This window comes from Kitasatospora sp. NPDC038210 (genome assembly GCF_055600605.1).
In genome coordinates, this window is record NZ_JBVJYK010000010.1 from 112,606 (window position 1) to 133,811 (window position 21,206).

20 protein-coding genes are annotated in these 21,206 nt (G+C 74.2%); 15 read left to right on the top strand and 5 right to left on the bottom strand.

Annotated elements, in window-relative coordinates; translation table 11 throughout:
- Nucleotides 1-165: 165 nt before the first annotated feature.
- Both ACZ7KX_RS21380 and ACZ7KX_RS21385 read left to right on the top strand, forming a co-directional pair.
- Nucleotides 166-1,005, top strand: a complete 840-nt coding sequence (locus tag ACZ7KX_RS21380; RefSeq protein WP_470327804.1) for a slipin family protein — start codon at nucleotides 166-168, stop codon at nucleotides 1,003-1,005.
- Nucleotides 1,006-1,225: 220 nt separating this feature from the next.
- The gene (locus ACZ7KX_RS21385; RefSeq protein ID WP_470327805.1) at nucleotides 1,226-2,590 is read left to right on the top strand and encodes an FAD-dependent oxidoreductase; all 1,365 of its coding nucleotides are present in this window, start codon (nucleotides 1,226-1,228) and stop codon (nucleotides 2,588-2,590) included.
- Between the two features lie 166 nt (nucleotides 2,591-2,756).
- On the opposite strand, the gene ACZ7KX_RS21390 is transcribed toward ACZ7KX_RS21385, so the two are convergent.
- Nucleotides 2,757-3,374, bottom strand: coding sequence for a TetR-like C-terminal domain-containing protein (locus tag ACZ7KX_RS21390; RefSeq protein ID WP_470327806.1), 618 nt, complete (start codon nucleotides 3,372-3,374; stop codon nucleotides 2,757-2,759).
- A 216-nt stretch (nucleotides 3,375-3,590) separates the two neighbouring features.
- A complete protein-coding gene (locus ACZ7KX_RS21395) occupies nucleotides 3,591-4,187 on the bottom strand; it encodes a TetR/AcrR family transcriptional regulator (RefSeq protein ID WP_470327807.1) in 597 nt (198 codons plus the stop codon).
- Between the two features lie 472 nt (nucleotides 4,188-4,659).
- On the opposite strand from ACZ7KX_RS21395, the gene ACZ7KX_RS21400 reads away from it, so the two are divergent.
- Nucleotides 4,660-4,872 carry a hypothetical protein gene (locus tag ACZ7KX_RS21400; protein ID WP_350523117.1) on the top strand — a complete coding sequence of 71 codons (213 nt, stop codon included), beginning with the start codon at nucleotides 4,660-4,662 and terminating at the stop codon, nucleotides 4,870-4,872.
- Between the two features lie 130 nt (nucleotides 4,873-5,002).
- Here ACZ7KX_RS21400 and ACZ7KX_RS21405 read toward each other — a convergent pair whose 3' ends face one another.
- Together ACZ7KX_RS21405 and ACZ7KX_RS21410 are read right to left on the bottom strand one after the other, a co-directional pair.
- Nucleotides 5,003-6,997: a sensor histidine kinase gene (locus ACZ7KX_RS21405; RefSeq protein WP_470327808.1), complete on the bottom strand. Its 1,995-nt coding sequence runs from the start codon at nucleotides 6,995-6,997 to the stop codon at nucleotides 5,003-5,005.
- 248 nt (nucleotides 6,998-7,245) lie between these two features.
- On the bottom strand, nucleotides 7,246-7,440 hold the full coding sequence (locus ACZ7KX_RS21410) for a hypothetical protein (protein WP_470327809.1): 195 nt from the start codon (nucleotides 7,438-7,440) through the stop codon (nucleotides 7,246-7,248).
- Nucleotides 7,441-7,781: 341 nt separating this feature from the next.
- On the opposite strand from ACZ7KX_RS21410, the gene ACZ7KX_RS21415 reads away from it, so the two are divergent.
- The 11 genes from ACZ7KX_RS21415 to ACZ7KX_RS21465 all read left to right on the top strand — a co-directional run bounded on the left by ACZ7KX_RS21415 (nucleotide 7,782) and on the right by ACZ7KX_RS21465 (nucleotide 19,690).
- Nucleotides 7,782-9,161, top strand: a complete 1,380-nt coding sequence (locus tag ACZ7KX_RS21415; RefSeq protein ID WP_470327810.1) for an amidase family protein — start codon at nucleotides 7,782-7,784, stop codon at nucleotides 9,159-9,161.
- A 127-nt stretch (nucleotides 9,162-9,288) separates the two neighbouring features.
- Entirely contained in the window at nucleotides 9,289-10,155 is an 867-nt protein-coding gene (locus tag ACZ7KX_RS21420; protein WP_470327811.1) for an alpha/beta fold hydrolase, read from the top strand.
- 134 nt (nucleotides 10,156-10,289) lie between these two features.
- Nucleotides 10,290-10,718, top strand: coding sequence for an SRPBCC family protein (locus tag ACZ7KX_RS21425; protein WP_470327812.1), 429 nt, complete (start codon nucleotides 10,290-10,292; stop codon nucleotides 10,716-10,718).
- Between the two features lie 321 nt (nucleotides 10,719-11,039).
- Nucleotides 11,040-11,507, top strand: coding sequence for an SsgA family sporulation/cell division regulator (locus tag ACZ7KX_RS21430; RefSeq protein ID WP_470327813.1), 468 nt, complete (start codon nucleotides 11,040-11,042; stop codon nucleotides 11,505-11,507).
- A gap of 186 nt (nucleotides 11,508-11,693) precedes the next feature.
- A complete protein-coding gene (locus ACZ7KX_RS21435) occupies nucleotides 11,694-12,590 on the top strand; it encodes a Bax inhibitor-1/YccA family protein (protein ID WP_470327814.1) in 897 nt (298 codons plus the stop codon).
- Nucleotides 12,591-12,997: 407 nt separating this feature from the next.
- Nucleotides 12,998-14,632 carry a ribosomal protection-like ABC-F family protein gene (abc-f, locus tag ACZ7KX_RS21440; RefSeq protein WP_470327815.1) on the top strand — a complete coding sequence of 545 codons (1,635 nt, stop codon included), beginning with the start codon at nucleotides 12,998-13,000 and terminating at the stop codon, nucleotides 14,630-14,632.
- Between the two features lie 190 nt (nucleotides 14,633-14,822).
- Nucleotides 14,823-15,386 carry a CGNR zinc finger domain-containing protein gene (locus ACZ7KX_RS21445; RefSeq protein WP_470327816.1) on the top strand — a complete coding sequence of 188 codons (564 nt, stop codon included), beginning with the start codon at nucleotides 14,823-14,825 and terminating at the stop codon, nucleotides 15,384-15,386.
- Between the two features lie 322 nt (nucleotides 15,387-15,708).
- Nucleotides 15,709-17,244 (top strand): DUF2079 domain-containing protein, encoded by a 1,536-nt coding sequence (locus ACZ7KX_RS21450; RefSeq protein ID WP_470327817.1) that lies wholly within the window; start codon nucleotides 15,709-15,711, stop codon nucleotides 17,242-17,244.
- Between the two features lie 98 nt (nucleotides 17,245-17,342).
- Complete coding sequence (locus tag ACZ7KX_RS21455; protein ID WP_350523129.1) at nucleotides 17,343-17,750, top strand: GntR family transcriptional regulator; 408 nt, start codon at nucleotides 17,343-17,345, stop codon at nucleotides 17,748-17,750.
- 36 nt (nucleotides 17,751-17,786) lie between these two features.
- On the top strand, nucleotides 17,787-18,689 hold the full coding sequence (locus ACZ7KX_RS21460) for an ABC transporter ATP-binding protein (protein ID WP_470327959.1): 903 nt from the start codon (nucleotides 17,787-17,789) through the stop codon (nucleotides 18,687-18,689).
- On the top strand, nucleotides 18,686-19,690 hold the full coding sequence (locus ACZ7KX_RS21465; protein ID WP_470327818.1) for a hypothetical protein: 1,005 nt from the start codon (nucleotides 18,686-18,688) through the stop codon (nucleotides 19,688-19,690). The genes ACZ7KX_RS21460 and ACZ7KX_RS21465 overlap by 4 nt, the downstream gene beginning before the upstream one ends.
- Nucleotides 19,691-19,744: 54 nt before the next feature.
- Here ACZ7KX_RS21465 and ACZ7KX_RS21470 read toward each other — a convergent pair whose 3' ends face one another.
- Nucleotides 19,745-20,101 carry a zinc ribbon domain-containing protein YjdM gene (locus ACZ7KX_RS21470; protein WP_350523132.1) on the bottom strand — a complete coding sequence of 119 codons (357 nt, stop codon included), beginning with the start codon at nucleotides 20,099-20,101 and terminating at the stop codon, nucleotides 19,745-19,747.
- Between the two features lie 254 nt (nucleotides 20,102-20,355).
- On the opposite strand from ACZ7KX_RS21470, the gene ACZ7KX_RS21475 reads away from it, so the two are divergent.
- Nucleotides 20,356-21,204 (top strand): universal stress protein, encoded by an 849-nt coding sequence (locus ACZ7KX_RS21475; RefSeq protein WP_470327819.1) that lies wholly within the window; start codon nucleotides 20,356-20,358, stop codon nucleotides 21,202-21,204.
- The last annotated feature ends 2 nt before the right edge of the window (nucleotides 21,205-21,206 follow it).

Sequence of the window (21,206 nt, forward strand, 5' to 3'; positions counted from 1 at the left end):
GTCGGCGCCCGCGGCGGAGCCGGTGGCAAAGATCCGTCAAAACCGCCCCGCACCCGTCTGTCCGGCCCGGCGGGCCGGGAGCATACTGTCCTGCGCGGCTCGCACCGAGCGACAGGGCCCACCCGGACCCGGCCCGGCTGCGCCGCGACGGGGGAGGTCGGAATCGTGGCAGTGGCCGTGATCGTCGCCGTGGTGGTCCTGCTCTGGCTGGTGACCGGTGTGCGGGTGGTGCAGCAGTACGAACGCGGCGTGGTGTTCCGCCTCGGGCGGGTGAGCGGCCGGGTCCGCGAGCCCGGCGTCACCCTGCTGCTGCCGGTGCTGGACCGGATGCGCAAGGTCAACGTCCAGGTCGTCACCATGCCGGTGCCCGCGCAGGAGGGCATCACCAAGGACAACGTCTCGGTCAGCGTCGACGCCGTGCTGTACTTCCGGGTGATCGACCCGATCCGGGCCACCGTGGACGTGCAGAACTACGCCTTCGCCATGCTGCAGGTCGCCCAGACCTCGCTGCGCTCGATCATCGGCAAGAGCGAGCTGGACGACCTGCTCTCCGGCCGGGAGAACCTGCACCAGGGGCTGGAGGTCATGCTGGAGAGCCCGGCGACCGGCTGGGGCGTGCACATCGACCGGGTGGAGATCAAGGACGTGAGCCTGCCCGACTCGATGAAGCGCTCGATGGCCCGCCAGGCCGAGGCCGACCGCGAGCGCCGGGCCCGGATCATCACCGCCGACGGCGAGTTCCAGGCCGCGTCCAAGCTCGCCGAGGCGGCCACCAGGATGGCCGAGACCCCGGCCGCGATGCAGCTGCGACTGCTGCAGACCGTGGTCGAGGTCGCGGCGGAGAAGAACTCGACGCTGGTGCTGCCGTTCCCGGTGGAGCTGCTGCGCTTCTTCGAGGCCTCCGCCGCCCGGATCGCGGACGGCCCGGCCGACGGCAGCGAGACCGCCGGGGCCACCGCACAGCCGCCCGCCGTGCCCGCCCAGACCCCGGCCGACGGGAGCTGACCGTCCACGCGGACCACCCACGCGGGCACCACCCACGCACACCACCCCACGCGGCCGTTCCGGGCACCCGCCCGGCCCGGCCGCCCCGAGTTCCCGCGTACCCATAGGTCGTCCCTATGACCCCATAGATCGGAACCGACTACACCCGCGCCCCACCTCGGGGTTGGCTGAACGGGTCCAGACCACCTCCTGCTGCGCACCCACCGGAGGACCGCCCGTCATGCCTCGCCCGATCAGAGTCGCGATCGTCGGAGCCGGCCCCGCCGGCATCTACGCCGCCGACGCCCTGCTGAAGTCCGACGCCGCCCGGACGCCGGGCGTCTCGATCGACCTGTTCGAGCGGATGCCCGCGCCGTTCGGTCTGATCCGGTACGGCGTCGCCCCCGACCACCCCCGCATCAAGGGCATCGTGACGGCCCTGCACCAGGTGCTCGACAAGCCGCAGGTCCGGCTGTTCGGCAACGTCGACTACCCGGCCGACCTCGCTCTGGACGACCTGCACCGGTTCTACGACGCCGTGGTCTTCGCCACCGGCGCGACCGCCGACCGTCCGCTGGACCTGCCCGGCGTCGACCTGGACGGCTCCTACGGCGCGGCCGACTTCGTCTCCTGGTACGACGGCCACCCGGACGTGCCCCGCAGCTGGCCGCTGGACGCCGAGAAGGTCGCGGTGCTCGGCGTCGGCAACGTCGCGCTGGACGTCGCCCGCATCCTCGCCAAGACCGCCGGGGAACTGCTGCCCACCGAGATCCCCGGGAACGTCCACGAGGGCCTGGAGCACAACCGCGCCCGCGAGGTGCACGTCTTCGGCCGCCGCGGACCGGCCCAGGCCAAGTTCAGCCCGATGGAGCTGCGCGAGCTGGACCACTCCCCCACCATCGAGGTGATCGTCGACCCCGAGGACATCGAGTACGACGCCGGCTCGATCGCCCAGCGCCGCGCGGTCAAGCACGTCGACCTGGTCGCGGCGACGCTGGAGAACTGGGCGATCCGCGACGTCGGCGACCGCCCGCACCGCGTCTTCCTGCACTTCTTCGAGTCCCCGGCGGAGGTCCTCGGCGAGGACGGCCGGGTGGTCGGGCTGCGCACCGAGCGCACCGAGCCCGACGGCACCGGCAACGTGCGCGGCACCGGCCGCTTCACCGACTGGGACGTGCAGGCGGTCTACCGGGCCGTCGGCTACTACTCGGACGAGCTGCCCAAGCTGCCCTTCGACCCGGTCTCCGGCACCGTCCCGCACACGGCCGGCCGGGTCCTGGACGGCGACGGCTCGCACCGCACCGCGACCTACGTCACCGGCTGGATCAAGCGCGGCCCGGTCGGCCTGATCGGCCACACCAAGGGCGACGCCAACGAGACCGTCGCCTGCCTGCTGGACGACCACGCCGCCGGCCGGCTGCCCGGCGCCACCGAGCCCGACCCGGCCGCGGTCGAGGAGCACCTGCGCGGCCAGGGCGTCCGGTACACCACCTGGGCGGGCTGGCAGCTGCTCGACGCCCACGAGCGCGCGCTCGGCGAGGCCGAGGGCCGCGAGCGGGTCAAGGTCGTCGAGCGCGAGGAGATGCTCCGCCGCAGCGGGGCGTGAACGCCTCCCGCGCCTTCACCGAAAACCACCGGAATTCCCCCGGAACCCTCGCCGGTAACCGCACCGGACCGCACCGGTCGGGAATCCCGCTTGATTCCGGCTTGATTCCGGCCGATTCCGGGGGAGGGAATTCCGAGGGCCGCTGCCGATCGCCGTACCGCGCCCGTCAGGGGCGGACGATCGGCAGCAGCACCTCGTCCACGATCTCCTCCGGGTCGAGCTGCACCGCGTCCCCGCCGCACATCTTGATCCGGTACAGCATCAGCGCCGGCACCACGTCGGTGACCAGCGGGGTGACCGCCCCCGGGCGGACCTCGCCGCGCGCCGTCCCGCGGTCCAGCACCTCGGCGAGCAGCGCCGTCGTCGGCTCGACCACCCGCTCGAAGACGATCGCCACGAAGGCGTGGGCCCGCTGGTGGTCGAGTTCGCTCATGATCGCCCGGACGGCGGCGCCCAGCTCGCTGAACATCGCGGCGCGCAGCCTGGCAACGACTTCCAGCAGGTCACCGCGGAGACTGCCGGTGTCGGGGGCCGACGCGCCGGGCGGCAGGCTGGCCCTCAGCGCGTCCATCACCAGGTCCTCCTTCGAGGACCAGCGGCGGTAGAGCGCGGCCTTCCCGGTCTGCGCGGCGGCGGCCACGCCCTCCATGGTCAGCCGGGCGTAGCCGTCGGTGGTCAGTTGTCGGAGGACCGCCTCGTAGATGGCGCTCTCCAGCGCCTCGCCGCGTCGCCGCAGCGGGGCGCCCGCCACCGGTCCTCGCACGGCATCCGTTTCAGCGGTCATGGCTGCGCACCTTCTCCAGTCGTCCTTCCTCGATCCCATCGGTACACGCGCTCACCCGCGCCGCGGTTCTCCGGACCACCGAATCTCCGTTCGGGGCCGCAGTCGGCGCCCGCGGGCGAACGGGTTCTACCGCTCCTCCGGCCATTCCCCGTCACGGGGCTACTGACGATGTTAGTGAACGAACCCGTTCCCTCCCAACCCTGTCACGGGCCGTCGTCAGCGGCCGAGCAGCGACACGGCCAGCTCGCGCAGCGCGTCCGCCAGCCGCTCCCCCTCGCCCTGCTCCAGCAGGCGCAGGATCGGGTCGCTGTGCAGCGCGCCGAGCAGGATGTGGGCGGTGAGTTCGGCGTCCAGCTCCGGCCGCTGCTCGGCGAGCAGCGCGGCGAGGTGCTCGTGCCACGCCCGGTAGACCGGGTGCGCCTCGCGCGGCCCCTGGTCGGGCGAGGGCGGGTTCGCGGAAACGGCCTGGCCGAGCGCGGCCAGCAGGCTCTTGTTGCGGGAGACGACGTCGACCACCGCGTCCAGGAAGGCCAGCAGCCGCTCCCGGGCCGGGGCGCCGGGGCCCAGCGGCGGCGGCCCGCAGCGCACCGCCTCCTCCAGGTCGAAGGCCCGCTCCTGCATCAGCGCCCGCATCAGGCCCATCCGGCTGCCGAAGCGGTGGAAGACGGTGCCCTTCCCCACCCCGGCGGCGGCCGCGACCTGCTCCATCGAGATCTGCTCGGGCCGGTGCCCCGCCAGGAGCTCCTCGGTCGCCCGCAGGATCGCGCGCCGGTTGCGGGTCGCGTCGGCGCGTTCGCGTCGGCCGTCCGTCATCGAGTCCTCTTCCCTGTTCGCCCGGCGCCCCGTGGACACCCGGCCGCCACTCCGGCGGACAACTGGACTGCCGGTCCAGTACGGCAGCGAGCAAGAACCTGACCGCCGGTCAAGTTTATCCCGGACCGGCCCACCGGGGCGGGAAGGAGGCACCCGTGCGCCGAGTCCGCCACCACCGGCACGGGAGCCCCAGGCGTCGACGCCAACGAAGCGGCCGACGTCCCGGCCCCCGCCCCGGTCGGATCGCCGCACCGGCTGGCACCGGGTGCCAACTGGCCGACTTGCGGCGAGAGTTCGCCCGGATACGCTTCGAACAGAGGCTCCCCGGTGCCCGCGCCACGAACCGTGAGCGCGCTCCCGCCCGGCGGGACCGGGACGGGACCGTCGCCCCATGCGGACGGGGCGCGACCGGCGGTGGCATGGAGGAGCAGGCCGGCACGACCGACCTGCGAAACCCACCGTGGAGGTCACCATGACCGACAGAACGGCCAGTACGGCGCTGCTGGCGGCCGGTGCCGCGGCGTTCTTCGCCGCCATCAGCGTCGCCGCGGCCGCCCGGGCGTGCAGGTGCCCGGTCGAGCACGGCGCAGGCGGCCACCGAGCGAAGCGCCGACCGCACATCGGGCACGCGCCCGGAGGCGGCGGCCCCAAGGGCCTGTGCCCCAACCCGCCGAACTGCAACTGAACCCGCCATCGATCCCCCGTCCTCGAACCCGGTCACGGATCCCGCCCCCGGAGCGCCCGTCGCGCCGGGGGCGGGCGCCGGTCAGGACCGGCCCCGCGGCGGCCGCAGCAGCCCGGCCAGGCCGCCGCGCTCAGCCGCTCGCGGGCCGGCGCGGGAGCACCGCGTGCACCCGGGTGCCGCGCCCGAGGGCGTCCACCGTGCAGCTGCCGCCGATCTCCGCGGCCCGCTCGGACATCGACCGCAGCCCCACCCCGGGATCTGCCGGTCCACGGCGCCCCGGGCCCTGTCCGTCGTCCTCGACGAGGAGTTCCAGGTCCCCGCCGTCCACCCGCACGGACACCGTGGCACTGCTCGCCCGGGCGTGCCGCAGCACGTTGTTCAGGGCCTCCGCGGTGATCCGGTAGACGGCGACCTCCACGGCGGCGGGCAGCTCCGGCAGCGGGTCCGGCTCCAGCCGGGCCGTGACGGCGAGGTCGTCACCGCTGAAGGTCTCCGCGAGCCGGCCCAGCGCCCGCGAGAGCCCGTAGTCGCCCAACGCGGTGGGCCCGAGCCGGTCGGTGATCCGCCGGACCTCCCGGACCGCCGTGGCCAGGTCGTCCGAGACCCGCGTCAGCGTGGCCGAGAACATCGCCGGGTCGTCCACCGCGGCCGCCCCCTGCAGCCGCAGCCGCAGACCGGCCAGCATCGGCCCGAGTCCGTCGTGGATGTCGCGGCGCAGCTGCCGGCGCTCCTCCTCGCGGGCCGCGACGATCTGCTCGCGGCTGGCCCGCAGGTCCTCCATCAGCTGCAGCGAGGCGACGGCGGGCGCCGCCTGGTCGGCGAGCGAGCGCAGGATGTCGCGGTCACTGCAGTCGAGGGCCCGCTGGCCCGAGCGCGGCGCGACGGTGAGCCGGCCGATCTCGGCGCCCCGGTGCACCAGGGCGAAGGCCTCGCTGCTCCCGGAGCGGTCGCCGACGGCCGCCAGCGGGCGTTCGCCGCCGCGGGTGGAGACGGTCAACGCCACACCGGAGAGCCGGAGTTCGTCACTGACCGTGGCGCACAGCACGGCTGGCACGTCCTGCGGGTCGACGGTCTGGCTGACCCGTCCGGCCAGGCTGCGCAGCACCTGGTACGGCTGGGCGCGCGCGCCGTAGTACCAGCGGTCGACGACGCCGGAGGCCCAGCGCACGCCCCGGGGCAGGCCGGCCGCGAGCAGGAAGACGGCGGCGACCAGCAGCAGCGCCCCCGCACCGCGCCGGCCGGGCATCAGCATGGTGGAGAGCACGCAGGCCACCAGCACGAACACCACGACCAGCCCGGCGGCGATCAGCAGCCCGACCAGGACCCGCCGGGCCGCCCGGTCGAGCCGCCAGGAGCCGTCGCGGACGACGATCACGGCCAGGGTGAGCATCCACAGCGCGGAGGCCACCGCGAAGGCGATGTAGGAGGGGGTGCTCTGGTCGTCGAAGTAGTAGCCGAGTTCGGCGCCGCCCCACAGCAGGTAGACGCCGAGGGCGATCAGGACGTTCTGCCGGCGGCGCCGGGGCATCCCGCGGGTGCGGGCGAGCGGGACGAGGACCACCAGGACGGTCAGCACCACGAACACGACGAGCTGGGTGAGGTGCAGCCGGTCGTTGAAGGCCCGCAGCCAGCCGGCGACGGCGGTGCCGGCGAGCGGGTTGGGCCGGCCGAACACCGTGGGCTGGTAGACGTAGTAGCAGGCCTGCGGCAGCATCCACAGGGCCACGGCGCCGATCGCGAACCACCACCGGCGGCTCGGCAGCGCCCCGTCCGGCAGGAACAGCGGCAGCGCGTGCCAGAGCGTGCCGCTGACCGTGTACCCGATCGACGTCAGGACCACCACGGCCCCGACGACGCGCGGTTCGTCCACCTCGACCCAGACCGGGGTCTGCGCGGCCAGCGGGACGATCAGTGCCGTGCCGTAGGCGAGCAGCACCCAGCCGAGTTGGTTCCCCGGCCGGTGGGCGTGCAGCAGCACCCCGCCGGCGACGGCGGCGAGGCCGTAGCCCAGGACCGCCAGGTGGTGGACCGGCTGGGAGAGCCCGGCGGCCCCCTGGTGGCTCAGGACGTAGCCGATCCACAGTCCGCCCGCCACCAGGCAGACGACGGCGCACACCCCCGCCATGGCCAGCCGGCGCTCCGCCGGGCGGGGCCGGGGCCGGGACCGGGGTCGCCGCCAGGCCCTCCGCGCACTCTCCGCAGCCATGAGCACCCCGTCCTCTCCGACGACCCACCGGATGCCAGAAGTCTCCTGCACCCGGTGTCCCGGGCACATGAGGCAGCGGCCCCGGCGGGGCAACGCACCCCGGACGGGCGTCCGCCGGGCGGCGGGGCGGCAGGACGGCAGGACGGCGGGACGGCGGGGCGGCAGGACTACGCGCCCAGGTCGACGGCCAGGCAGTTGTAGAACCTCCAGGAGCCCTCGGGGTCGTACGGGTCGCCCGCCCGGCGGCCCGGCGCGGTGTCCACCTCCTCGGTCATGTCCTCGAAGCGGATGCGCTCGGGAAGCCTGCCGTAGCGGGCGTGCCGCGCTTCGGCGGCGGGGTCGCGGGTGCGGTCCTCGTTCACGGCCACTCTCCACTTCACCGGTCCCGGGCGGCTCCCTCGGTGCCGCCGACGACGCCACCAGCGTGCGCGCACATCCATCACCTGTCAAGAAGGTGACGATATGGGTGGGCTCCACACCCAGCCGACCGTGCACACGTGTGCCTCCGACTCCGCCCGCCCGCCGATCGCCACCGGGCCGTCAACCCGAGCCAACGCCCCACCCGCAGCGCCCAGTTACCGGGTGGTACCGGCCCGATGACACCGCTAGTGTCCCTTTCCTGCGTGGTCCCGGACGGCCCGGCACTGCCCGGCCGGGGCCACGGCGGAGCCGTTCACCCGCACCGTCACAAGGAGACACGCCCATGGTCAACCCGGACCCGACCGGCCGGGGCCGCGCGCAGGAGACGGTGGAGGCAGCGCTCGACCGCGCCGCCGCGACCGAGCACCTCAACGCGTTCATCACGCTCGACACCGAGGGAGCACTCGCCGCCGCGGCCCGCCACGACGCCGGTGGCGGGCGCGGGGCGGAGCAGGAGGGGCAGGAGGAAGAGCAAGCCCCCTGGTGCCTCGTCGTCAAGGACAACATCCACGTCGCCGGCCTGCCCAACACCGCCGGCACCCCGGCACTCGCCGAGTTCGTCCCCGGCGCGGACGCACCCGTCGTACGGGCCCTGCGCGCCGCGGGGGCGATCGTCCTCGGCAAGACGAACATGCACGAGCTGGCCCTGGGAGCCACCTCGTGCAACCACGCCTTCGGCGCCGTCGGCAACGCCACCGACCCCGCCCTCTTCGCGGGCGGCAGCAGCGGCGGCACGGCCGCGGCGGTGGCGGCGGGCGTCGCCGACGCCGGGCTCGGCACCGACACCGGCGGCTCGATCACCATCCCCGCCGCCCTCAACGGCATCTACGGCCTACGCCCCAGCGCCGGGCGCTACCCCTCGGCGGGCGTCACGCCGCTGAGCCCCACCCGGGACACACCCGGGCCGATGACGAACACCCTGGACCTCCTCCTGACGCTGGACACCCTCGTCACCGGCGCGACCGGGAGCCCGCAGGACCCGGCACGCCGGCTCCGGCTGGGCCTGCCGAGGCACGTGTTCACCGAGGACCTGGAGGGCCCGGTCCGGGCCGCCTGGCAGGACGCCGTCGCCCGACTCACCACCGAACGGACCACCTGGGTCCCGGTGGACACGGCGCACCTGGTCGAGCACGACTCCCGGATCGGATTCCCGCTGGTCTTCGGCGAGTTCGCCGACGCCCTCGGCCGCTACCTCGACGAGCACCGCGTCGGACTCACCCCGGCCGAGGTCCTCGACGCGGTCTCCGACCCCGTCATCGGCGACATGCTCAAGGCCACCGCCCTGCCCACCGGCCCCGGGTACCCCGGGGCCGCCGCCCTCCAGGGGGCGCTGGCCCGGCGCCGCGTGATGCAGGCGGCCTACGAGGACCTGTTCACGGCCAACGGCCTGGACGCGATCCTCAGTCCCACCGTCCCGGTGTGCGCCCGGCCGCTGCACCGCTTCGAGGACTCCCTCCCGCTCAACGGGCAGGACGTGCCCACGTTCTTCAGCCTGATCCGCAACACCTCCCCGGCCGCCGTCGCCGGCCTGCCGTCGGTCACGGTGCCCCTTCCGGTCACCGCGTCGCCGCCCGTCGGCCTGCAGCTGATCGGGCGCCGGTGGGCCGACCGGGAGCTGCTGTCCGTGGCCGTCGCGGTCGACGCCCTGGTGCGGCACGGGTAGCCCGCCATCGCGTCACCGCCTTGACAGGTAACGCGACGCCACGACAAACTCATCACCGGTCAAAGCGGTGACGGAGTCGGCACCAGCCGGCTCGGCCATGTCCGGAATATCCGAAAAGGGGTTTGTCGTGGCAAGCATCATGGGTGGGCGCAAGCGGCTGGTGGCGGGCGCGGTCGCAGCGGCCACGGCGAGCCTGGCGCTGTGCGCGTTCACCGCCCCGGGCTCCGCGCTCGGCGCGAGCGGCGCCGCCGGGGCCGGGGCCGACGCCTTCGGCGGCCGCACCAAGCCGACCATCGTCCTGGAGCACGGCGCCTTCGCCGACGGCTCCAGCTGGAACGGCGTCATCGCCGAACTCCGCGCCGACGGCTACCCCGTGGTCGCCGCGGCCAACCCACTGCGCGGCCCCGCCTCCGACGCCGCCGCCCTGCGCACCGTCCTCGACCACATCAAGGGCCCGAAGGTCCTCGCCGGGCACTCCTACGGCGGCACCGTGATCAGCGAGGCCGCCACCGGCGACCCCGACGTCAAGGCCCTCGTCTTCGTGGCCGCCTTCCTGCCCGCCCCCGGCGAGACCGCCCTGGAGCTCACCACCAGGTACCCGGGCTCCACCCTCCCCGGCGCCCTGGACCCCGTCACCTACCGGCAAAGTGACGGCAGCACCGCCACCGACCTCTACATCAAGCAGGACGCGTTCCGCCACCAGTTCGCCGCCGACGTCCCGGCCGGCCGGGCCGCCCTGATGGCCGCCGAGCAGCGCCCGATCGCCCAGGCGGCCCTGGAGGAGAAGGCCACCGGCGCGGCCTGGCAGACCACGCCCAGCTGGTCCGTCGTCACCACGCAGGACCTCAACATCCCGGTCGCGGTGCAGCGTTACATGGCCGAGCGCGCCCACGCCCACACCACCGAGGTGGCCGCCTCGCACTCCGTCGCCGTCTCCCGCCCGCGCCTCGTGGCGGACGTCATCGAACAGGCCGCCCGCGCCACCGCCCGCTGACCGGCCGGCCCTCCCCCGCGCGCCCGGCCCCACCGCGCGGTGACCCGCAGCGGCCGCACCGGGCGCCGCCGCACCCCCGCCACGGCCGGTGCATCACCGGCCTGACCAGAAACTCATCTCCGAGGAAGCCCATCATGGCAGTCGTACGGTTCCATCTCGTCTCCACGCTCGCTCCGGAGGACGTCCTCGCGGTGCTGACCGACTTCGGCCCCTCCCGGGCCGAGACCTGGCCCACGATCGACGCGAAGCACTTCGAGGTCCACGACCGGGGCGACACCTGGGCCGAGGTCACCGAGGGCACCGCAGCCGCGTGGGAACGCGCACGGTACGAGTGGGAACCGGGCGGCGACACCGTCACCATCACGACGCTCGACTCCAAGCTCTTCGGGGCCGGCGGCGGCTGGGTGTTCCGGCTGACCCCCGGGGCGGAGGGCACCAGGGTCGACGTCGAGCTCACCCGGCACCCGACCACCGTCAAGGGCAGGATGCTCGCCGCGCTCCTGCCGGTGGCGGCTCCGCCGTCCCTGCGCAAGTCCTTCGCGGGGCCGCTGCGCGCCAAGTGAGCCGCGCCGCGGCCGGGTTCCGCGGGTCCGGCGCGCCGGGAGGACGACCGGAGGGGCCGACAGCCATGCGCTGTCGGCCCCGTCGTCGCGCCCACCGCTCCGACCCTCCCCCGGTCCGGCCCCGATCCGGCCCGGCTCCGGGGAGGGGGCAGTCAAATGACGGTTCCTCCGGCGGGGCCGACTCTGCCCGCCGCTCCGCCCCGGCTCCGCGAACGCCCCGCCGCACACCGTCCTCCGACGGTCAAGTGACCGATGCGCGGGAGCCCGCCCCCGGCGGAGAGTGAGGGCCGCACAGTCCGCACCTCGGAGGGGAACCCCGCCATGCACCGTGACCGACCGCCCCTGCGGGCACACCCGACGGCCGTACACCTGCCGCCCCTGGTCCTGGACGTCGACCGGATGCTCGACGAGTTCACCCGGTTCCCCTCGCGGGCGGAGTTCCGCTTCGACCCGCGGACGCCCGCGGTGATCGCCGTCGAGTTCCTCGCGGAACGCGGCCCGAGCCTCGTCTGGCGGTTCGGCCGCGCGCTGCTGCTGGGCGGGCTGACGGCGATGAGCGGCTGCGGCGACGTACGGATGTGGCCGGGCCGGGCCGACGAGCAGCCGTCCTCCTGGCTGCTCCTCGAAACCCCGGAGCTGGAGGCCCTCTTCGAGCTGCCGACCGGACCGCTGGCGGCCTGGCTGGACGCCACCTACCGGATCGTCCCGGCCGAGGCGGAGCTGGAGGGCATCGACTGGGACGGATTCCTCCACGGACTGCTCGACCACCCGGGAGCGCCGCCCGGGTGAGCCCGCCGGAGATCGGCCGCAGGGATGACTTCCCCGGCCTCTACGTCACCTGCCAGAGTGGTGACACAAGGGGGGTTGTCGTCAGCCCCGGGCGCGGGCGTGCTCACACGCGCGCCTCCGCGCCGGCCGCTCCAGGGCGACGCTCCACCGCAAGCCGCACACCCGCGGCGGACGAGGAGGATTGACGTGAAGAGCACCAACCCGGTCTTCTCCCGCTGGGGCGCCGCCCGTTTCGCCGCCCCGGCCGGGGCATCGACGCGCCGGCCGGTCCGCACCCCGGCCGGGGGCCCACCGGTGATCGATCCCCGCACCGACGGCGCCACCGCCGCAACGTCCGTCGGCACCCTGGCGCCTGACGCCCCGACGGTTCCGCCGACCGCCCCGGCCGCCCCGGCCGCCCCCGCGATGACCCTGGACGACGTGGTCGTGCGCACCGCGACGACGCTCGGCACCGTGGCGCTGACGGCGGTGCTCTCCTGGCTCCTCCTGCCCGTCGACGAGGCGGACCTCGGCCGCTCGTACGGGATCGCCCTGGGCGCCGCCGTCGTCGCGTTCGCCCTCGCGATGCTCCAGGCCGTCCGGCGGCTGCCGTCCCCGGCCCTGATCCTCGGGTACGCGGCGTTCGAGGGCGTGTTCCTCGGTGTGGTCTCCGGCGCGACCTCGACCTACTTCGCCCCGGGTGCCGTCGTCCAGACCGTCCTCGGCACCTTCGCCGTGTCGGCGGCCGTGCTGGTCGCCCACCGGATGCGCTGGATCCGGGTCACCCGCCGGTTCACCGGCTTCCTCGCCACCGCCGCGGCCGGCTTCCTCCTGCTGATCCTCGCCGACCTGCTCTTCTCCGCCCTCGGCGCGGGCCACGACCTCGGCTTCCACAGAGGCGTCCTCGGCCTGCTGTTCGGCGCCGTCGGCGTCCTGCTCGGCGCGGGCTTCCTCACCCTGGACCTCCGGCAGGTGGAGGACGCCCTCGCCGAAGGCCTCCCCCGCGAACAGGCGTGGCTCGCGGCCTTCGGCCTCACCACGACGCTGGTGTGGATCTACCTGGAGGTGCTGCAGGTGCTCACCGTCCTCGACGGCGACGACTGAGCTTCCCCGACGCCGGAGGGGCATGCGCAGCACGCGCACGCCCCTCCGGCGCACCCCGGGCCACGGGAACGCGACGGGCCGGAAGGCCGACAGGCCGGGGTCGTCCGTGCCGATGATCCGCCCCACCGCGGCGGTCAACGAGCCGACGCGGAGGGGTCGGTGGAAACGGCGACGGCCTTCGCGGAACAACCTGCTACGCTGCGTGTGACCTGACGTTCGTGTGATCGAGGAGTGGCAGACATGGCGGGTGACGACGACATCTCCGGGTGAGATCCGGATCTGACGGCCACCGGCCGGCGCATCGGAAGCGCCGCCGCCGAAGTGGCCGACTTCGTCGTACCCCTTCCCCGTGTCTGCCCAGGGCAGCGCTCCAGAGTCCTGCCCTCACCCCTTTCGAGGTCACCTCCATGTCCGACGCCGCCGTCGTCTGCTCGAACCTCTCCTTCGCCTGGCCGGACGACACCCCGGTCTTCCACGACCTGTCCTTCACCGTGCCCGCCGGCCGGACCGGCCTGGTCGCCCCCAACGGCTCCGGCAAGAGCACCCTGCTCAAGCTGATCGCCGGCCAACTCACCCCCGCTGCGGGCTCGGTGACGGTCAGTGGCACCCTCGGCTACCTCAGCCAGAGCCTCCCCCTGACCGGGGACCTCACCGTCGCCGAGGTGCTCGACGTCGCCGCGGTCATCAGCGCCATCGACGCCGTGGAGTCCGGCGACGTCGACGAGCGGCACTTCACCACCATCGGCGACGACTGGGACATCGAGGAGCGCACCCGCGCCCAGCTCGACCGGCTCGGCCTGGGCCACCTCGACCTGGACCGCAGCCTGAGCACGCTCAGCGGCGGCCAGATCGTCTCGCTCGGCCTCGCCGCCCAACTCCTCAAGCGCCCCGACGTCCTGCTGCTCGACGAGCCCACCAACAACCTCGACCTGGCCGCCCGGCGCAAGCTCCACGACGTGCTGGCGGACTTCACCGGCTGCCTGCTGCTGGTCAGCCACGACCGCGCGCTGCTCGACCGCATGCAGGGCATCGCCGAACTCGACAGCGGCGAACTTCGCTACTACGGCGGCGACTTCACCGAGTACGAGGAGGCCGTGCGGGCCGAGCAGGAGACCGCCGAGAAGAACGTCCGCAACGCCGAGCAGGAGCTGAAGCGGGAGAAGCGGGAGATGCAGCAGGCCCGCGAACGCGCCGAGCGCCGGGCGAGCAACGCCGCCCGCAACCTCAAGAACGCCGGCCTGCCCCGCATCTTCGCGGGGAACATGAAGCGCGGCGCCCAGGAGTCGGCGGGCCGGTCCGGCCAGGTGCACGCGACCCGCGTCGGCGAGGCCAGGGCCCGGCTCGACGAGGCCGGCCGCGCCCTGCGCGACGAACAGCGGCTGTCCCTGGAACTGCCCGACACGCAGGTGCCCGCCGGGCGCAACCTGTTCCTCGGCGAAGGGCTGCAGGTCCGCCACGGCGGCCGGGCCGTGTTCGCCGACGGCGGTGTCGACCTGAACGTCCGCGGCCCCGAGCGCATCGCGCTCACCGGGCCCAACGGCGCGGGCAAGTCGACCCTGCTGCGCCTGATCACCGGCGAACTCGCCCCGGACGACGGGCTGATCACCCGCAACGACGGCCGGATCGCCTACCTCTCGCAGCGGCTGGACCTGCTCGACCAAGAGCGCACCGTGGCGGAGAACTTCGCCGCCTTCGCGTCCGAGCGGCCCGAGGCGGAGCGGATGAACCTGCTCGCCCGCTTCCTGTTCCGCGGCGCCCGGGCGCACCTGCCCGTGCGGGTGCTCTCCGGCGGGGAGCGGCTGCGCGCCACCCTCGCCTGCGTGCTGTGCGCCGATCCGGCCCCGCAGCTGCTGCTGCTCGACGAGCCGACCAACAACCTCGACCTGGTCAGCGCGGGGCAGTTGGAGAGCGCGCTCAACGCCTACCGGGGCGCGTTCCTGGTGGTCAGCCACGACGAGCGGTTCCTCGCCGAGATCGGGGTGAACCGCTGGCTGCGGCTGGCCGACGGCACGCTGCAGGAGACCTGGGCCCCCGCGGTGTGAACCGCCGGTGCGTGGTCCGGTCCGCGTCCGGGGCTTCGCGCCCGGCGGGCCGGCCACCGCGGGAGCCGGACGGGCGGTGCGCGCAGCCGTAGCCGCTTCCGGCACACCCGGCCGGTGCGCGCAGCCGTGGACGCCGCCCGCGCACCGGCCGGTCCTTGCACCCCTGACAGTCACCTGTCAGGATGGTGATGTGAACCTTGACCATGTCTTCGTGTGCGGGCACCCGGCCCTCGACTTCGCCGCGACCCTCCGCGCGCGGCGGTCGACCCGGTTCGAGATGTTCGTGACGCCCGAGCGGCTGAACGCCTGGTACCTGGACTGCGGACTCGTGGACACCATCACGCCCGGCGACGAGCAGGACGTCCGGGAGGCGAGGACCGTGCGCGAGGCCGTCTACCGGCTCGTCACCAACCGCCTCGCCGAGGAGGACTTCGACCGCGAGGCGCTCGCCGTGCTCAACGCCGCCGCGCGCAGGACCCCCGTGACGCCGCAGCTCACCATGGCCGGCCGGCACAACGAGGCGACACCCGGACAGGCCCTGGCCACCGTCGCGCGGCACGCCGTCGAACTGCTCAGCGGTCCGGACGTCCCCCTGCTGAAGGAGTGCGGCAACCCGGAGTGCACACGGGTCTACATCGACCGCTCGCGGGGCATGCGCCGCCAGTGGTGCGGCATGGAGTCCTGCGGCAACAAGATCAAGGCCGCCGCCTACCGCGCCCGGAAGAAGACCTCGCCCGCCGTGGGCGCGCACTGACCGCTCCGGCCGACATGTTCCGGTGACGGCACCGGGCAGGACTCCTCGACCGCGGATCCGGGCGGGGCGCCACCGTCACCTGCGGCGCCGCACACCCGACACCCACGCACACCCGCCAGGGGCGTGACGTCGGAACACGTTGCCATCACCGGTCGAGATGGTGAGTCGCTGATGGCAGGTGTACATCACCAGTCAACGTGGTGATGTACACCTGCCTTTGCAACCCCCCCGGCACCACCCGGCCTCGCCCGGGCCGAGCTTGACGCCCGCTCAGCCTTCCATCACCCTTCCACTAATCGAATAGTGAAAGGGTTCAATGCCGATGACCCTGGCCCCCTCCCCGCACAGCCCGACCCAGCCCCCGCCTCAGCCGCGGCCGCGGCCCCAGCCGCCGGCGGCCCCGTCCGGCCACCCCGCCAGCACCCCGCGCCTGGCGCGCCACCCCGCCGCACTGGCCTGGGGCCTGGCCGCGGTCTTCGCCGCGCTCTACGTCTGCGTCGCCGCCAACCGGCACCGCCGCGGCCTCACCAAGGCCTACGACCTGGGGATCTTCGAACAGGCCATCCGGGCGTACGCGCACCTGCGGGCGCCGATCGTGCCGCTCAAGGGGCCCGGGTACCACCTGCTCGGAGACCACTTCCACCCACTGATCGCCACCGTCGCCCCCGCGTACCGGGCCTTCCCGACGCCGCTCACCCTCGTGGTCGCCCAGGCGCTGCTCATGGCGCTGGCCGTCGTCCCGCTGACCCGCTGGGCCCACGAGGTGGCCGGGCCGCGGGTGGCCCTGGTGGTCGGCTGCGTCACCGGGGCCTCCTGGGGGATCGTCAGGGCCTCGGCCGACGACTTCCACGAGATCGCGTTCGCCGTCCCGCTGCTCTCCTTCGCCGCCACCGCGCTCGGCCGGCGCCGCCCGCTGGCCGCCGCGCTCTGGTCACTGCCGCTGCTGCTGGTCAAGGAGGACCTGGGCCTGACCGTCGCCGCCGTCGGCGTGCTGATCGCCTGGCAGGCCCGGCAGGACCGCGGCACCCCGCTGCCCGGTCTCGCCCTCGCCGCCGTCGGCCTCGCCGCGACCGCGGTGACCGTGCTCGCGGTGCTGCCCGCGTTCAACTCCGGCGGGGGCTTCGACTACTGGCAGCAGCTGGACGGCGGCGGGCAGTCCACGCCGTGGGCCCTGCTGCTGCACCTCCTGTGGCCGCCGGTCAAGTGGCTGCTGTTGTTCCTGCTCGCCGCCACGGCCGGCTTCCTCGGCCTGCGCTCTCCGCTCTTCCTGCTCTGTGTGCCCACCCTGGCCTGGCGGCTGCTGTCCGCCAACCCGCACTACTGGGGCGTCAGTTACCACTACAGCGCAGTGCTGATGCCGATCGCGGTCGCCGCCCTGGTCGACGCCCTCGCCCGCTCCCGGACCCGGCACCCGACCGTCGGCGAGGCCACAACCGGGGGCGAGGCCGCGACCGCCCCGCTCCCCCGCCGCGCCCACCGCGCACTGCTCGTCAGCGCCCTGGTGACGGTCGTGACGCTGCCGCTCTACCCCCTGCACGAGGTGGTGATGCCGGAGGCCTGGCGCACCTCGCCCCGGCTCACCGAGACCCGGGCGATGCTCCGGCTGATACCGGACGACGCCACGGTGGCCGCCTCCAATCGCCTGGCGGCCCAGCTCACCGACCGGACGGAGGTCACCCTGGTGTGCCGGGAGCCGGCCCGGCCCGGTCCGGAGTGGGTGGTTGTCGATCTGCTCGATCCGAGCGTGCGGGCCCCGTGCGCCGTCGCCGACACCGCCCGCATGCTGACGGTCTACCAGGAGTCGGGCTACCGGCGGCTGGTCGACCGGGACGGCCTGCTGCTGCTCAAACGCCCCTGACCGGGCCGTCCGTCCCGCCCCTCCCCCGGTTCGGCTTGACCCGCGCGCCGCAGTGGGCCACCATTCCACTATTGAACTAGTGAAAGGCCGGAACGCCGGTGATCGAGTACCGCATCGAGCGGCGCAGCGGCGTCTCCACCTACCAGCAGATCGTCCAGCAGACCAAACAGGCCCTGCGGCTCGGGCTGCTGCAGCCCGGGGACAAGCTGCCGACCGCGCGTGAGGTGGTGGAGCTGACCGCGATCAACCCCAACACCGTGCTGAAGGCCTACCGCGAACTCGAACGCGAGGGGCTGGTCGAGCCCCGGCCGGGGCTCGGCACCTTCGTCCGGCGGTCACTCGCCCGGCCGGAGGCGGCGGCCGACGGTCCGCTGCGCGCGGACCTGGTCGGCTGGGTGGACCGGGCCAGGGAGGCGGGCCTGGAGCGCGAGGACATCGCCGCGCTGATGGCCTCCGTCCTGGAGCAGCGTTTCGACACCGGGGTCTCCCCGGCAACACCGAACTGAGAACAGTGGGGGGACCGGGTGGAAGACCCGACGACCATGACGCCCGCGCTGGAGGCCGTCGGCCTCGGCAGGCGGTACCGGGGTGACTGGGCCCTGCGCGACTGCGACTTCACCGTCCCGACCGGGCGGATCTGCGGCGTGGTCGGCCCCAACGGAGCCGGCAAGAGCACCCTGCTCTCCCTCGCCGCCCGGCAACTCTCCCCCACCGAGGGCGAGTTGCGAGTGTTCGGCGAGGCCGCCGGCACACCGGACCAGCGGGCCCGGGTCGCGTACGTGGCCCAGGACAAGCCGCTCTATCCGGGCCTCAGCGTCGCCGAGACGCTGCGGATGGGCCGTGAGCTCAATCCGGTCTGGGACCAGGTCACGGCCCAACGCATAGTCGACCAGGGCGAGTTGCGGCCCAAGGCGCGGATCGGCTCGCTCTCCGGCGGGCAGCGCACCCGGGTCTGCCTGGCGCTCGCCCTCGGCAAGCTCCCCGACCTGCTGCTGCTCGACGAGCCGATGGCCGACCTCGACCCGCTCGCCCGCCACCAGCTCATGGGCACCCTGATGTCCGCCGCCGCCGAACGCGGCACCACCATCGTGGTCTCCTCGCACATCCTCCCCGAGCTGGAGGGCGTCATCGACCACCTGTTGCTCGTCCAGCGCGGAGGGATCCGACTCGCCGGCGACCTGGAGGAGATCCTGGACGGGCACCAGCTGGTCACCGGGCCCGCCGGGTCCACCGCGCTCCCGGCCGACCTGGTCGTCGAGCAGCGCGTCGGCGGACGCCGGGCCACCGCGCTGGTGCGTACCGGTGAGCCGTTGGACGGTCCTTGGGAGGGCGAGCGGCCGAGCCTGGAGGAGCTGCTGCTCGGCTACCTCCGCGCACCGGCCGACGGGAACCTCGCCACGAACCACGCGAACGAAGAGCACACGAACGACGGGGCCGCCGCATGAGCACGAACGTCCTGCCCGACCGCGCCACCGCACCGGCGAGCCGCCGCCCCGCCGCCCCCGGGCTGCGCGGGATGCTCTGGCTGACCCTCCGTCAGAACCGGGCGGTGCTGTGGACCTTGGCGGCACTGCTGGTCCTGGTGGCGGCCGACCTCCTCTGGATCCACCTCGCCAGCCGGCACACCATCGGCGTCCTGCGGCGCACCGGCTGCTACAGCCCCTCGACCTGGTCCGGCACCCGCTGCTGGACCCTGCTCTCGCCGATCGACCGGCCGAACTACTGGTTCGTCCGGATACTCCAGCCCGCGGTCACCGCCGTCCCGCTGCTGATCGGCGTCTTCGTCGGCGCGCCGCTGCTGGCCCAGGAGTACGAGCGCGGCACCATCCGGCTGATCCGCGCGCAGTCCGTCAGCCCGGTGCGCTGGCTGGCCGCCCGGCTCGCGGTGCCCGGCCTCGCGGTGCTGGTCTTCAGCGGCGCGCTCGCCTCCCTGATGACCTGGGTGTGGTGGACGGACATCGTGCACGGGCCGGTCGCCTTCGACCCGCCGTTCCAGTTCTTCACCTACCCGGCACTCGGGGTCGCGCCGATCGCCTGGTCGCTGTTCGCGCTGGCGCTGGGTGTCCTGGTCGGCCGGCTGGTGCGCCGGACGCTGCCCGCGATGTTCCTCACCGGCGCGCTGGTCGCGGGCGCCCACGGCCTGATGAGCTTGGTCCGCCCGTCCTTCCACCCGATCGTCGAGACGGTGGTCCCGACGGACCCGGGACATTCCTTCATCGGGCAGCCCACCAACGCGTGGCTGGTCGAGCGCGGTTCCGTCCTGGCCGACGGCAGCCGCATCTCCGACGACACCTGCCAGTCCTCCCCCTGTGACGGGGCCACCGCCGTCTGGCTCCGGTACCACCCGGCCGACCACCTCGTGCCGATCCAGCTCGTCGAGGCCGGCATCCTGCTGGCGCTCACCGCGGTCGCCCTGCTGGTCGTGTTCCGCCGGATCCGCGCCTAGGCTCTCGTCCTCCGGCAGGGCCGGAGGACGGGGGCCTGGGCCCGCGAACGCGGGTCAGGCCTTCTTGACCACGCTCGACTTGAGCTGCATGGCGCCGAAGCCCTCGATGCGGCAGTCGATGTCGTGGCCGTCGACACCGTCGACCAGGCGGATGTTGCGCACCTTGGTGCCGGCCTTGATGCCGGAGGCGCTGCCCTTCACCTTCAGGGCCTTGACGACGGTCACGGTGTCGCCGTCGTTCAGCACGTTGCCGACCGAGTCCTTGACCACCCGCTCCCCGCCCCCGGCGGCGGCCGCGCCGGTGTCGGCGGGCGCCCACTCGTGGCCGCACTCCGGGCAGACCATGAGGGCGTCCATCTCATAGGTGTACTCGCCGCCGCACTGCGGGCACGCGGGAAGGTTGTCGCTCATGTGATCAGGATATCCGCTCACCAGAGGGGCGTTTCCGCTGCTCAGCCGGTACGGGCGGGCGGCGGCACCGCTCCGCCGGGGCAGAGCCGGCACCCGGCGGAACGCCCCGGGAGGCGCCGGCCGCGTCCACTGCCGATACTGGGGCGGCACCCGGGCCCGCCGGGCACCGAGCCCGGGGCCGCGGGGCACCGCACCCGGGCGGCAGGGGCCCCGCCCCCGCCGCCCCGATCCAGCGCGGAACCGAGGAGGACGCCATGACCGGATCCGTGGTCGTCGGCTTCGACGGCTCGCCGGAGAGCCTGGCCGCCGCCGAGTGGGCCGCCCGTGAGGCGCAGCGCCGGGGCCTGCCGCTCCGGATCCTCCAGGCGTGGCCCCTGCCGAAGCGGGACGTGGTCGGCAGCGACGAGAGCTACCGGCACGTCCGGTCGCAACTCGCCGCCCGCGAGGCCGCCCTGCGCGCCCTGGCGCCCGGGGTGGAGGTCTCCTCCGCGACCGAGTCCGCCGCGCCCGCCGAGGCGCTGGAGGCCGCCGCCGGGAGCGCCGCCGTGCTGGTGCTCGGCTCACGTGGGCTGAGCACCGTCCGCGGCTTCCTGGTCGGCTCGGTGAGCCAGGAGGTGCTGCGCCGGGCCGCCTGCCCGGTGGTGCTCGTCCGGGCGGGCGCGGAGGAACCGGACGGCCCGGTGACGGTGGGCCTCGATCTGGCGCACCCGGCCGATCCGGTGCTGGCCTTCGCGTTCGAGGCCGCCGCGCTCCGCTCGGCCCCGTTGCGCGTGGTGCACGTCTGGTCCCCGCCGGCCGGCAGCGAGCACATGTCCTACGGCGCGATCGGCGGGCTGGAGGACGAGGTGTCCGGCGACGAGCGAGCCGACCTCTCGGAGGCGCTGGAGTCCTGGCGGGCCCGGCACCCCGAGGTGGCCGTGACGGCCGACCTGGTCCGGGGCAGGCCCGCGGTCGAGCTCGTGGACGCGGCGGCGACGGCCCGGCTGCTCGTGGTCGGCCGCCGCAGCCACCACCGGCCGCTGCGCCACCACCACCTGGGCCCGGTCGCGCACGCCGCGATCCACCACGTCCACTGCCCGGTCGCCGTCGTCCCGTACGGCTGACC

Excerpts from the sequence above, each read along its gene's own strand:
- ACZ7KX_RS21385 (WP_470327805.1), top strand. The coding sequence starts at position 1,226 with ATGCCTCGCCCGATCAGAGTCGCGATCGTCGGAGCCGGCCCCGCCGGC.
- ACZ7KX_RS21390 (WP_470327806.1), bottom strand. The coding sequence starts at position 3,374 with ATGACCGCTGAAACGGATGCCGTGCGAGGACCGGTGGCGGGCGCCCCG.
- ACZ7KX_RS21395 (WP_470327807.1), bottom strand. The coding sequence starts at position 4,187 with ATGACGGACGGCCGACGCGAACGCGCCGACGCGACCCGCAACCGGCGC.
- ACZ7KX_RS21400 (WP_350523117.1), top strand. The coding sequence starts at position 4,660 with ATGACCGACAGAACGGCCAGTACGGCGCTGCTGGCGGCCGGTGCCGCG.
- ACZ7KX_RS21405 (WP_470327808.1), bottom strand. The coding sequence starts at position 6,997 with ATGGCGGGGGTGTGCGCCGTCGTCTGCCTGGTGGCGGGCGGACTGTGG.
- ACZ7KX_RS21415 (WP_470327810.1), top strand. The coding sequence starts at position 7,782 with ATGGTCAACCCGGACCCGACCGGCCGGGGCCGCGCGCAGGAGACGGTG.
- ACZ7KX_RS21425 (WP_470327812.1), top strand. The coding sequence starts at position 10,290 with ATGGCAGTCGTACGGTTCCATCTCGTCTCCACGCTCGCTCCGGAGGAC.
- ACZ7KX_RS21430 (WP_470327813.1), top strand. The coding sequence starts at position 11,040 with ATGCACCGTGACCGACCGCCCCTGCGGGCACACCCGACGGCCGTACAC.
- abc-f (WP_470327815.1), top strand. The coding sequence starts at position 12,998 with ATGTCCGACGCCGCCGTCGTCTGCTCGAACCTCTCCTTCGCCTGGCCG.
- ACZ7KX_RS21450 (WP_470327817.1), top strand. The coding sequence starts at position 15,709 with ATGACCCTGGCCCCCTCCCCGCACAGCCCGACCCAGCCCCCGCCTCAG.
- ACZ7KX_RS21460 (WP_470327959.1), top strand. The coding sequence starts at position 17,787 with ATGACGCCCGCGCTGGAGGCCGTCGGCCTCGGCAGGCGGTACCGGGGT.
- ACZ7KX_RS21465 (WP_470327818.1), top strand. The coding sequence starts at position 18,686 with ATGAGCACGAACGTCCTGCCCGACCGCGCCACCGCACCGGCGAGCCGC.
- ACZ7KX_RS21470 (WP_350523132.1), bottom strand. The coding sequence starts at position 20,101 with ATGAGCGACAACCTTCCCGCGTGCCCGCAGTGCGGCGGCGAGTACACC.
- ACZ7KX_RS21475 (WP_470327819.1), top strand. The coding sequence starts at position 20,356 with ATGACCGGATCCGTGGTCGTCGGCTTCGACGGCTCGCCGGAGAGCCTG.